General features: G+C 68.7%; 11 protein-coding genes. 3 read left to right on the top strand and 8 right to left on the bottom strand.

Features of this window, described 5'->3' with window-relative positions:
• Positions 1 to 328 precede the first annotated feature (328 nt).
• The 3 genes from ABZ027_RS42390 to thyX form a co-directional block, all read right to left on the bottom strand.
• Positions 329 to 2,014 carry a ribonuclease J gene (locus ABZ027_RS42390; RefSeq protein WP_356778321.1) on the bottom strand — a complete coding sequence of 562 codons (1,686 nt, stop codon included), beginning with the start codon at positions 2,012 to 2,014 and terminating at the stop codon, positions 329 to 331.
• A 153-nt stretch (positions 2,015 to 2,167) separates the two neighbouring features.
• On the bottom strand, positions 2,168 to 3,067 hold the full coding sequence (gene dapA / locus ABZ027_RS42385) for a 4-hydroxy-tetrahydrodipicolinate synthase (RefSeq protein WP_356778320.1): 900 nt from the start codon (positions 3,065 to 3,067) through the stop codon (positions 2,168 to 2,170).
• A 212-nt stretch (positions 3,068 to 3,279) separates the two neighbouring features.
• A complete protein-coding gene (thyX, locus tag ABZ027_RS42380) occupies positions 3,280 to 4,020 on the bottom strand; it encodes an FAD-dependent thymidylate synthase (protein WP_356778318.1) in 741 nt (246 codons plus the stop codon).
• A 190-nt stretch (positions 4,021 to 4,210) separates the two neighbouring features.
• On the opposite strand from thyX, the gene ABZ027_RS42375 reads away from it, so the two are divergent.
• Together ABZ027_RS42375 and ABZ027_RS42370 are read left to right on the top strand one after the other, a co-directional pair.
• Positions 4,211 to 4,450, top strand: a complete 240-nt coding sequence (locus ABZ027_RS42375) for a hypothetical protein (protein WP_356778316.1) — start codon at positions 4,211 to 4,213, stop codon at positions 4,448 to 4,450.
• A 100-nt stretch (positions 4,451 to 4,550) separates the two neighbouring features.
• Positions 4,551 to 5,105, top strand: coding sequence for a hypothetical protein (locus ABZ027_RS42370; protein WP_356778314.1), 555 nt, complete (start codon positions 4,551 to 4,553; stop codon positions 5,103 to 5,105).
• A 76-nt stretch (positions 5,106 to 5,181) separates the two neighbouring features.
• Here the strand turns inward: ABZ027_RS42370 and ABZ027_RS42365 are convergent, their stop codons facing one another.
• The 5 genes from ABZ027_RS42365 to rpsO all read right to left on the bottom strand — a co-directional run bounded on the left by ABZ027_RS42365 (position 5,182) and on the right by rpsO (position 10,703).
• Positions 5,182 to 5,634, bottom strand: a complete 453-nt coding sequence (locus ABZ027_RS42365; RefSeq protein WP_356778312.1) for a hypothetical protein — start codon at positions 5,632 to 5,634, stop codon at positions 5,182 to 5,184.
• A gap of 12 nt (positions 5,635 to 5,646) precedes the next feature.
• Positions 5,647 to 6,399, bottom strand: coding sequence for a 4-hydroxy-tetrahydrodipicolinate reductase (dapB, locus tag ABZ027_RS42360; RefSeq protein ID WP_356778310.1), 753 nt, complete (start codon positions 6,397 to 6,399; stop codon positions 5,647 to 5,649).
• Between the two features lie 55 nt (positions 6,400 to 6,454).
• On the bottom strand, positions 6,455 to 7,834 hold the full coding sequence (locus ABZ027_RS42355; protein ID WP_356778308.1) for a pitrilysin family protein: 1,380 nt from the start codon (positions 7,832 to 7,834) through the stop codon (positions 6,455 to 6,457).
• Entirely contained in the window at positions 7,831 to 10,071 is a 2,241-nt protein-coding gene (locus tag ABZ027_RS42350; RefSeq protein WP_356778306.1) for a polyribonucleotide nucleotidyltransferase, read from the bottom strand. Before ABZ027_RS42350 ends, ABZ027_RS42355 begins: the two co-directional genes overlap by 4 nt.
• A gap of 344 nt (positions 10,072 to 10,415) precedes the next feature.
• Complete coding sequence (gene rpsO, locus ABZ027_RS42345) at positions 10,416 to 10,703, bottom strand: 30S ribosomal protein S15 (RefSeq protein WP_003993372.1); 288 nt, start codon at positions 10,701 to 10,703, stop codon at positions 10,416 to 10,418.
• 268 nt (positions 10,704 to 10,971) lie between these two features.
• Here rpsO and ABZ027_RS42340 point away from each other — a divergent pair, with 268 nt between their 5' ends.
• A complete protein-coding gene (locus ABZ027_RS42340; protein WP_356778304.1) occupies positions 10,972 to 11,262 on the top strand; it encodes a DUF397 domain-containing protein in 291 nt (96 codons plus the stop codon).
• Positions 11,263 to 11,425: the final 163 nt, after the last annotated feature.

The raw sequence follows: 11,425 nt of genomic DNA, 5'->3' as shown, positions 1-11,425 counted from the left end.
TTCCTTTGTACTCACCCGAGAGACTCTCTCGTGGCTTTCCTCCGGGCGCTTCCCTTCGGTCTTGCGTTTCCGACTCTATCAGATCTTTTTCTCGACCCGATTTCCTCGGCGCTTTCCAGGTTTCCGCTTCCGCGTTTCCCTTTCCGGCGACTCCGACTTTATCAGAAGTTCTGAGTCGGAATTCCCGTCCCCTCAGGAGACTGGTTGCGGCTCATGAAGCTGCCGGGTTCCCCCTCGGGCGGAGCCGTAAACCTACTGGAGCGGGGCGCCCCGATGCAAATCGAGGCGCCCCGCTCCGGGTTCACGCAGACGAGGGTCCGACGGGCCGTCAGACCTCCACCACGACAGGGAGGATCATCGGCCTGCGTCGGTACGTGTCCGAGACCCACTTGCCCAAGGTCCGCCGCACCAGCTGCTGGAGCTGATGGGGCTCGACGACACCGTCCTGGGCCGAGCGCTCAAGGACCTCCGTGATCCTCGGGATCACGTCGGCGAAGGCCGCGTCGTCGATGCCCGAACCGCGCGCCTGGACATGCGGGCCGCCCGTGATCTTCCCGGTCGACGAGTCGATGACCATGAAGACCGAGATGATGCCCTCGTCACCGAGGATCTTGCGGTCCTTCAGGGCCGGTTCGCCCACGTCGCCGACGGAGAGGCCGTCGACGTAGACATAGCCCGCCTGGACCTTGCCGGAGATCTTCGCCTTGCCTTCGACGAGGTCGACGACCACACCGTCCTCGGCGATGACGATCCGGTCGTGCGGGACGCCGGTCAGGGCGCCCAACTCGGCGTTGGCACGCAGGTGGCGCCATTCGCCGTGGACCGGCATCAGGTTCTTCGGCCGGCAGATGTTGTAGAAGTACAGCAGCTCACCGGCCGACGCGTGGCCCGAGACGTGGACCTTGGCATTGCCCTTGTGGACGACGTTGGCGCCCCAGCGGGTCAGACCGTTGATCACGCGGTAGACCGCGTTCTCGTTGCCGGGGATCAGTGACGACGCCAGGATCACGGTGTCGCCGGGGACGATGCGAATCTGGTGGTCCCGGTTGGCCATGCGCGACAGGGCCGCCATCGGTTCGCCCTGGGAGCCCGTGCAGACCAGGACGATCTCGTGGTCCGGGAGGTCGTCGAGCGTCTTGACGTCGACCACCAGGCCCGGAGGGACCTTCAGGTAGCCCAGGTCCCGCGCGATGCCCATGTTGCGGACCATCGAGCGGCCCACGAAGGCGACCCGGCGGCCGTACTCGTGCGCGGCGTCCAGGATCTGCTGGATGCGGTGGATGTGGCTGGCGAAGCTCGCCACGATGATCCGCTTGCGGGCGTTCGCGAAGACCGTGCGCAGGACGTTGGAGATGTCCCGCTCGGGCGCCACAAAACCGGGGACCTCGGCGTTCGTGGAGTCGGAGAGAAGGAGGTCGATGCCTTCCTCGCTCAGACGCGCGAACGCGTGCAGGTCCGTGAGACGGCCGTCCAGTGGGAGCTGGTCCATCTTGAAGTCGCCCGTGTGGACAACCATGCCCGCCGGCGTGCGGATGGCGACGGCGAGGGCGTCCGGGATCGAGTGGTTGACGGCGACGAACTCGCAGTCGAAGGGGCCGATGCGCTCGCGGTGCCCCTCCGCCACCTCGAGGGTGTACGGGCGGATCCGGTGCTCCTGGAGCTTGGCCTCGATGAAAGCGAGGGTCAGCTTGGAGCCGATCAGCGGGATGTCCGGCTTCTCCCGGAGGAGATAGGGGACGGCACCGATGTGGTCCTCGTGGCCATGCGTGAGGACGATGCCCTCGATGTCGTCGAGGCGGTCCCGGATGGACGAGAAGTCCGGCAGGATCAGGTCGATTCCAGGCTGCTCCTCCTCGGGGAAGAGCACTCCGCAGTCGACGATCAACAGGCGGCCGCCGTACTCGAAGACCGTCATGTTTCGGCCGATCTCGCCGAGACCGCCGAGTGGGGTGACTCGCAGGCCGCTCGCGGGGAGCGGCGGGGGCGGGCCGAGTTCAGGATGCGGATGACTCAAAAGACTCTCCTCACCACACACGCCACGTACCGGTGGGCACGTGGCGCGCATGACGTTCGTGCAGAAGCAGTTGTCGTTGTGGACGCAGGCACCGGTGGCCTGCTTATTCAGTTGTGAAGTCTGGTCGCGCGAGCGGACGCGCGAAGTCTGGTGCTAGAGCTGTACCCCGCCCGCAGCAAGATCGATCTTGAGCTGCTCGATCTCTTCGGGCGTGAGCTCGACCATGGGGGCGCGCAGCGGTCCGGCGGGCAGGCCCTGCAGGGCGAGCGCGGCCTTCGTCGTCATGACGCCCTGGGTGCGGAACATGCCCGTGTAGACCGGGAGCAGTTTCTGGTGGATCTCGGTGGCCTTCTGGACGTCGCCGGCCATGTACGCGTCGACCAGGGCGCGCAGTTCCGGGGTGACCACGTGGCCCACGACCGACACGAAGCCGACCGCGCCCACGGAGAGCAGCGGCAGGTTCAGCATGTCGTCGCCGGAGTACCAGGCGAGTCCCGATCGGGCGATGGCCCAGCTGGCACGGCCGAGGTCGCCCTTGGCGTCCTTGTTGGCGACGATCCGCGGGTGCTCGGCGAGGCGGACCAGTGTCTCGGTGTTGATGGGGACACCGCTGCGGCCCGGGATGTCGTACAGCATGACCGGCAGCTCGGCGGCGTCGGTGATGGCCGTGAAGTGGCGGAACAGGCCCTCCTGAGGGGGCTTGTTGTAGTACGGCGTGACGAGCAGGAGGCCGTGTGCGCCCACCTGCTCGGCCATCCGGGCGAGCTCGATGCTGTGGCGGGTGTCGTTGGTGCCGACGCCGGCGACGATGTGCGCGCGGTCGCCGACGGCCTCCAGGACGGCCCGTACCAGGTCCGATTTCTCCGCGTTGCTGGTGGTGGGTGACTCACCGGTGGTGCCGTTGATGATCAGGCCGTCGTTGCCTGCGTCCACCAGGTGGGTGGCGAGCCGCTGAGCGCCGTCGAGGTCGAGTGCGCCGTCCGCCGTGAAGGGCGTGACCATGGCGGTGAGGACCCGCCCGAAGGGGGTCTGCGGAGTGGAGGTCGGAGCCATGGGTAACACGCTACTCGTTGCTCAAGGTGGGGTCTGCCCTCGGGGCGGGCGACAAGTGGTGACAAATGCGGAGCCCGGCACTGCCTGCTCGGGGGTTCAAGCAGTGCCGGGTCCGTTCGATCAGGCTAGATGCACTTCTCCAAATGCCGCAATACGGACACTTCGCGAGGCTGGCCCGCACATCTGTGCCCGGGGCGCAGGACGCGGGTGCGTTACGGCGCCACCCGGCCGTTCGCATTGAAGGCGGCGTACGTCAGCGGCATCAGCTTCGCCCACTCCGCCTCCATCTTCTCGCCGACCATCTCGATCTCCCGCTGCGGGAAGGACGGGACCTTGGCCAGTTCGTGCTGGGTCCGCAGCCCGAGGAAGTGCATCAGCGAGCGGGCGTTGCAGGTGGCGTACATCGAGGAGAACAGGCCGACCGGGAGGACCGCGCGGGCGACCTCGCGGGCGACACCGGCGGCGAGCATCTCCTGGTAGGCCTCGTACGCCTCCCGGTAGGAGTTCTCCATGGTGCGGGTGACCAGCTCCTGCTGGGCCTCGCTGCCCTCGACGAAGACGTACTTGCCGGGGCGACCCTGCTGGACGAGCTTGCGGGACGCGTCGGGCACGTAGAAGACGGGCTGGAGCTCCCGGTAGCGACCGGATTCCTCGTTGTACGACCATCCCACGCGGTGCCGCATGAACTCGCGGAAGACGAAGATCGGGGCGCTGATGAGGAAGGTCATCGAGTTGTGCTCGAAGGGGCTGCCGTGCCGGTCCCGCATCAGGTAGTTGATCAGGCCCTTGGAGCGCTCCGGGTCCTTGCCCAGCTCGTCCAGGGACTGCTCTCCCGCGGTCGAGACACGGGCGGCGAAGAGCACGTCGGCGTCGGACGCGGTGTGCTTGACCAGCTCGACGGTGACGTCGCTCCGGAAGCTGGGCTTGGGGTCGTCGGCTGGGGTGTCGGTCACGGCTCGGCGGGTCCTTCCATCACTTCTTCGGGCGGCGCCCACTCTACGGCCCGGCACTGACATCGGGTCGTTCAGTGCCGGTCCACGACAACTTCTGTGAATTCGGTGCATGAGGGCACCATTCGTGGCACCCGCTCGTCTGTATCAACAGCAGTGATTCATTCGACCCCTGAAGGGAGAAGCGAGCCCGATGTTCCGTCGGCGCGAACCCGTACCGTTCGCCTTCCTCGCTGAAGCCGACAAGTTCCGCAGCAATGTCACACCCCCGCCCCGTGCGCGGGCGTCCCTGGGCCAGATGGCAGGACGCTGGCTTCTGGGCCTCACCATCGTCGCCGGACTCGGAGGCTCCCTGGTCATAGGGATGCCGGCGGTGTCGCAGAACCAGGCGCCCGCGCAGACGCAGCAGTCCCAGGCGTCCGAGGGGCACTGAGCCGGGCTGACCCCATCCGGCCCCCTGAGGTGGTGAGTGGGTACGCAGGTCGATAATCTCACCGGGCACAGCCCAAGCTTGGATCGAGTGAGGACCCGTCGTGCCCCTGCCCTTCCTGACGGCCGACCGCACGTTCGAGGCGGCGGAGGACTTCGCCCTGCCGTTCGACGACCGCGACCGCTGGCGGCGCCCGTACCGCCCCGGCCCATGGCGCGTGGGCGTCGCCGCGATGTCGTTGCTGCTCGCCTCGTACGTGCTGTTCGCGGCGGTCATCATCGCCCTGGCCGGCTCGGTGCCCGAGGCCGGAGTGGTCCTCGGCATCGCGGTGCTCATCATCGCCGGTGCGCTGCGGCTGCTGCGGATGGGTGTGTGGGTGAGCGCCCGGGGCCTGCGGCAGGTGGGCTTCCTCTTCACGCGCACGGTGCGCTGGGAGCGGGTCGTCGCCGTGCGGACGGTGCAGCAGCCGGTGCGCTGGCTCGGGTTGCCCCGCACCGTTCAGGGGCAGGCGCTGACCCTCGTACAGCGGGATCGTGGGCCGGCGGACAGTCCGGTGTTGCTGACCACCCACAACGCGGACTTCCTGGCGCGCCACGGCGCCTTCGACCGGGCGGCTGACGCCGTGGAGGCCTGGGCGGACGAGCACCGCAGGAGCTGACCGTCCCGATGCCCTCCTGACAACACGAAAGGGCCGGTCCGCGCGTATCGCGGACCGGCCCTTTCGACGTGCCGGGTCAGGCCTGGACCGGCCTGCCCTCGTGCAGGGCGATCGCCCGCTGCATCGCCTTGCGGGCGCGGGGGGTGTCGCGGGCGTCGTGGTAGGCGATGGCCAGGCGGAACCAGCTGCGCCAGTCCTCGGGGGCCGCCTCCGTCTCGGCCTTGCGCCGCGCGAAGACCTCGTCGGCCGCGTCACGGTCGATGCGGCCGCCGGGGGTGCGCTTGAGCTCGTCGACGGGCAGACCGCCCTCACTGTCGAGTTCGGCGGCGAGCTGGTTGGCCTTGCGGACGAACTGGGTGTTCTTCCACAGGAACCACAGACCGATGACCGGCAGGATCAGCACCGCGACCCCGAAGGTCACGGTGAGGAGCGTGCCGGACTGGATGAGCATGACGCCGCGGCTGCCGACCAGGACGAAGTAGAAGACCAGGACGGCGGCCGTGACGGCGTAGGAGAGCTTCGCGCGCATGGCTTCAGGGGCTCAGTTCAGGTCCAGGAAGTTTTCCAGGCCGAAGGTGAGGCCCGGGCTGGTCACCACACGGCGGGCGCCCAGCAGGATGCCCGGCATGAAGCTGCTGTGGTGCAGCGAGTCGTGGCGGACGGTCAGTGTCTCGCCCTCGGCGCCCAACAGGACCTCCTGGTGGGCCAGCAGGCCGCGCAGGCGGATCGCGTGCACCGGGACACCGTCGACGTCCGCGCCGCGCGCCCCGTCCAGGGCCGTGACCGTGGCGTCCGGCGCCGGGGCGGAGCCGGCCTTGCGGCGGGCCTCGGCGATGAGCTGTGCGGTGCGCGTGGCGGTGCCGGACGGGGCGTCGACCTTGTTCGGATGGTGGAGCTCGACGACCTCGACGGACTCGAAGTACGGCGCGGCGATCTGCGCGAACTTCATGGTCAGGACCGCCCCGATGGAGAAGTTCGGCGCGATCAGCACGCCCGTCTCCGGGGACTGGGCGAGCCAGCCGTTCAGCTTCGCCAGGCGCTCGTCGGTCCAGCCCGTCGTACCGACGACCGCGTGGATGCCGTGCCGGACGCAGAAGTCGAGGTTGTCCATGACCGAGGCCGGCGTGGTCAACTCCACCGCGACCTGGGCGCCGCTCTCGGTGAGCGTCTCCAGCTGGTCGCCCCGGCCGAGGGCGGCGACCAGCTCCATGTCCTCGGCGGCCTCGACCGCCCGTACCGCCTCGGAACCGATCCGGCCCTTGGCACCGAGGACCGCCACGCGCAGCTTGCTCATCTTCTTGCTTCCTTACCGGGTTTCCGGAGGGTCGGAGTTCGGAGAGTGGAGGTGATCAGGCGACGGCCTCGTGCAGACGGGACGCCTGCTTGTCCTTCAGCGGGCCGATGACCGACAGCGAGGGTCGTCGTCCCAGGATCTCGCGGGCGACCGAGCGGACGTCGTCCGGGGTGACCGACGCTATGTTGGCCAGCAGGTCGTCGACCGACATCTGCTCGCCCCAGCACAGTTCGCCCTTGCCGATACGGTTCATCAGCGCTCCGGTGTCCTCCAGGCCCAGGACGGTGGAGCCCTGGAGCTGCCCGATGGCTCGGCCGATCTCGTCGTCCGAGAGGCCGTGCTCGGCGACGTGGTCGAGTTCGTCGCGGCAGATCTTCAGCACGTCGTGCACCTGGCTCGGGCGGCAGCCCGCGTACACCCCGAACAGGCCGCAGTCGGCGAAGCCGGAGGTGTACGAGTACACGCTGTAGGCCAGGCCGCGCTTCTCGCGGACCTCCTGGAAGAGGCGGGACGACATGCCGCCGCCGAGGGCCGTGTTGAGCACCCCCAGCGCCCAGCGGCGCTCGTCCGTGCGGGCCAGGCCCGGCATGCCGAGGATCACGTGGGCCTGCTCGGTCTTGCGGCCGACCAGTTCGACGCGTCCCGCGGTGCGCAGGGCGCGGCGGCCGTCCCGGGGCGCGATGGGGGTGGCGGCCGGGTTCTTGAGGGCGCCCGCCTTGTCGAAGGCGGCACGGACCTGTCGTACGACCGTGTTGTGGTCGACGTTGCCGGCGCACGCGACCACGAGGTGGGTCGGGTCGTAGTGCTTCTTGTAGAAGCGGCGGATGCGGTCGGCGGTGAGGGCGTTGACGGTGTCGACGGTGCCGAGGACCGGGCGGCCGAGGGGGTTGTCGCCGAACATGGTGTGCGCGAACAGGTCGTGCACGCAGTCGCCCGGGTCGTCCTCGGTCATGGCGATCTCTTCGAGGATGGCGCCGCGCTCGACGTTGACGTCCTCCTCGACGATCAGTGAGCCGGTCAGCATGTCGCAGACGACGTCGATGGCCAGCGGCAGGTCGGTGTCGAGCACGCGTGCGTAGTAGCACGTGTACTCCTTCGCCGTGAACGCGTTCATCTCGCCGCCGACGGCGTCGATGGCGGAGGAGATGTCCAGGGCGCTGCGCCGGGAGGTGCCCTTGAAGAGCAGGTGCTCCAGGTAGTGGGTGGCGCCGTTCAGGGCCGGCGTCTCGTCACGGGAGCCGACGTGGGCCCAGATCCCGAAGGTCGCCGAGCGGACGGAGGGCAGGGTCTCGGTGACGATGCGCAGACCGCCCGGGAGGGTGGTCTTGCGGACGGTGCCGATGCCGCTTGTCCCCTTGATCAGGGTTTGGGTACGGGCGACGGCCCGCGCCTCCGAGGAGGTGCGGGCCGTCGCCTTGGGGTTACTCGATGTCACTTGTCGCCCGCAGCGGAGCCACCGTCGGTCGCGGCGTCCTTCTTCTCGTCGTCGCCCTCACCCTCGATGACCGGGATCAGGGACAGCTTGCCGCGGGAGTCGATCTCGGCGATCTCGACCTGGACCTTGGAGCCCACGCCGACCACGTCCTCGACGTTCTCCACGCGCTTGCCGCCGGCGAGCTTGCGGATCTGCGAGATGTGCAGCAGGCCGTCCTTGCCCGGGAGCAGGGACACGAACGCGCCGAAGGTGGTCGTCTTCACGACCGTGCCCAGGTAGCGCTCGCCGACCTCCGGCATGGTCGGGTTGGCGATGCCGTTGATCGTGGCGCGGGCGGCCTCGGCCTGCGAGCCCTGGGCGGCACCGATGTAGATGGTGCCGTCGTCCTCGATCGTGATGTCGGCGCCGGTGTCCTCCTGGATCTGGTTGATCATCTTGCCCTTCGGGCCGATGACCTCACCGATCTTGTCCACGGGGATCTTGACGGTGATGATCCGCGGGGCGTTGGGGGACATCTCGTCCGGCGTGTCGATCGCTTCCATCATCACGTCGAGGATGTGGAGGCGGGCGTCACGGGCCTGCTTGAGGGCCGCGGCCAGGACGGAGGCCGGGATGCCGTCCAGCTTGGTGTCGAGCTGGAGGGCGGTCACGAACTCCTTGGTGCCGGCGACCTTGAAGTCCATGTCGCCGAAGGCGTCCTCCGCACCGAGGATGTCGGTGAGAGCGACGTAGTGGGTCTCGCCGTTGATCTCCTGGGAGATCAGGCCCATGGCGATACCGGCGACGGGGGCCTTGAGCGGCACACCGGCGTTCAGCAGCGACATGGTGGAGGCGCAGACCGAGCCCATGGACGTCGAGCCGTTGGAACCGAGGGCCTCGGACACCTGACGGATCGCGTAGGGGAACTCCTCGCGCGTCGGCAGGACCGGCACGATGGCGCGCTCGGCGAGGGCGCCGTGGCCGATCTCGCGGCGCTTGGGGGAGCCGACGCGGCCGGTCTCGCCGACGGAGTACGGCGGGAAGTTGTAGTTGTGCATGTAGCGCTTGCGGGTCACCGGGGAGAGGGTGTCCAGCTGCTGCTCCATGCGGAGCATGTTCAGGGTGGTGACGCCCAGGATCTGGGTCTCGCCACGCTCGAACAGCGCCGAACCGTGCACCCGCGGGATGGCCTCGACCTCGGCGGCGAGCGTACGGATGTCCGTCAGCCCGCGGCCGTCGATGCGGGTCTTCTCCTTGATGACGCGCTCACGGACCAGGGACTTGGTCAGCGCGCGGTACGCGGCGGAGATCTCCTTCTCGCGGCCCTCGAACTCCGGCAGGAGCTTCTCGGCGGCCAGACCCTTGACGCGGTCCAGCTCGGCCTCGCGCTCCTGCTTGCCCGCGATGGTCAGCGCGGAGGCGAGCTCCGGGCGGACGGCGGCGGTCAGCGCCTCCAGGACGTCGTCCTGGTAGTCGAGGAAGACCGGGAACTCACCGGTCGGCTTGGCGGCCTTCGCGGCGAGGTCGGCCTGGGCCTTGCAGAGCACCTTGATGAAGGGCTTCGCGGCGTCCAGACCGGAGGCGACGACATCCTCGGTCGGCGCCTCGGCGCCGCCCTTGACCAGCTGGATGGTCTTCTCGGTGGCCTCGGCCTCGACCATCATGATCGCGACGTCGCCGTCCTCCAGGGTGCGGCCCGCGACGACCATGTCGAAGACGGCGTCCTCGAGCTCGGTGTGCGTCGGGAACGCGACCCACTGGCCGTTGATCAGCGCGACGCGGACGCCGCCGATCGGGCCGGAGAAGGGCAGACCGGCCAGCTGCGTGGACGCGGACGCGGCGTTGATCGCCACGACGTCGTACAGGTGGTCGGGGTTGAGCGCCATGATCGTGGCGACGACCTGGATCTCGTTGCGCAGGCCCTTCTTGAAGGACGGGCGCAGCGGGCGGTCGATCAGGCGGCAGGTGAGGACGGCGTCCTCGGAGGGACGGCCCTCACGGCGGAAGAAGCTGCCGGGGATCTTGCCGGCGGCGTACATCCGCTCCTCGACATCCACCGTGAGGGGGAAGAAGTCGAGTTGGTCCTTGGGGTTCTTGGAGGCACTGGTGGCCGACAGCACCATGGTGTCGTCGTCCAGGTACGCCACGGCGGAACCGGCGGCCTGCTTGGCCAGGCGGCCCGTCTCGAAGCGGATGGTGCGGGTGCCGAAGGAGCCGTTGTCGATGACGGCCTCGGCGTAGTGGGTCTCGTTCTCCACTAGCGTTTTCTCCGTTACTTGTCGTCTTTTGTCCCGCACTGCCCGTATGGCAGGGGGACGGTTGCGGAGAAGCGCTCCGTCTGGTGCGGGCCGGTCTTCGATCGAAGCACCCGGGCTCACTTCCCCCGGGGGCCACTACCGAGGACCGGCGGCGGCGAGGCGCGCTTCTCCTCGTGTGCGCTACCGCCCTGCCTCTACGGGCACGGGCCATCACGCTGTGTCGTACGTATTGCGTTGTGCCTACCACACTACAAAGTGCCGGTGACACTCCGCACGGCAGGAATCCTTGTACAGCAAAAGGGAGCGGTCCCCCGACCTTCGGGAACCGCTCCCCTCACGGCGACTTACTTGGCGCCCGCCGCACCGCGGCGGATGCCGAGGCGGTCGACCAGCGCACGGAAGCGCTGGATGTCCTTCTTGGCGAGGTACTGCAGCAGCCGGCGGCGCTGACCGACCAGGATGAGCAGACCACGACGGGAGTGGTGGTCGTGCTTGTGGGTCTTGAGGTGCTCGGTCAGGTCCGAGATACGGCGCGAGAGCATCGCGACCTGGACCTCGGGGGAGCCGGTGTCGCCCTCCTTCTGGCCGAACTCGGTGATGATCTGCTTCTTCGTAGCGGCGTCGAGCGGCACGCGTACTCCTCGTAGTCTGTGAATGGCCACCGAGTGCCCCCGGTCTGTGTCTCGGGGGAGCTTCCGTTACTCGGGAGGCGGGGATCCGCTGGGCGCGGCCTCCAGAGCGGGGCTCCGGGGGTGCGTACACAAACGGCCGTCACTCAGGGTACCAGCCACCGGTGGGCGCCTTCGCCCAGGTACGAGAAGCCCGTGGCCGGGGGGATGGGCGCCACTAGGGTGAGCCGTCGGATCGTTGGCACGTACGTCGGGAAGGGGTCGCTGCGGCATGGCGGAGACGGCAGAGGAGACCAAGGCACGCAAGGAGCGGGAGAGGGACGAGCTGTACGCCCTCGACATCTCCGGTGTGGAGTGGCAGAGCGCGCCGGGGACCGAGGAGCACGAGGAGCGGGTCGAGATCGCCTACCTGCCTGGCGGAGCGGTGGCGATGCGGTCCTCGCTCGACCCGGACACCGTGCTGCGGTACACGGAGGCGGAGTGGCGGGCGTTCGTGCTCGGCGCGCGGGACGGGGAGTTCGACCTGGAGCCGGCGCCGGACGACGGGAGCCTGCCGGCGTAGGGCCTGTCGTTTGGATCAGGCCGCAGGAAACTGACGGTGCTGGTTGATGCCGGTGAGCGGGGTCTGGTGCGTGCAGCTGCAAGGCGGAGGAGGGCGTCGACGCGATGGGGGTCCCCCCGCGCGAGCGCAGCCGAGCGTGGGGGAGTCGGCAACCGACGACAAC

The sequence above is a fragment of the Streptomyces sp. NPDC006332 genome, from assembly GCF_040612855.1.
Taxonomy (GTDB): Bacteria; Actinomycetota; Actinomycetes; order Streptomycetales; family Streptomycetaceae; genus Streptomyces.
This window is presented reverse-complemented; position numbering and strand designations above follow the sequence as displayed.

Coding starts and splice junctions, on each gene's coding strand:
- ABZ027_RS42340 (WP_356778304.1), top strand. CDS start 10,972: ATGGCGGAGACGGCAGAGGAGACCAAGGCACGCAAGGAGCGGGAGAGG.
- dapA (WP_356778320.1), bottom strand. CDS start 3,067: ATGGCTCCGACCTCCACTCCGCAGACCCCCTTCGGGCGGGTCCTCACC.
- ABZ027_RS42375 (WP_356778316.1), top strand. CDS start 4,211: ATGTTCCGTCGGCGCGAACCCGTACCGTTCGCCTTCCTCGCTGAAGCC.
- ABZ027_RS42365 (WP_356778312.1), bottom strand. CDS start 5,634: ATGCGCGCGAAGCTCTCCTACGCCGTCACGGCCGCCGTCCTGGTCTTC.
- dapB (WP_356778310.1), bottom strand. CDS start 6,399: ATGAGCAAGCTGCGCGTGGCGGTCCTCGGTGCCAAGGGCCGGATCGGT.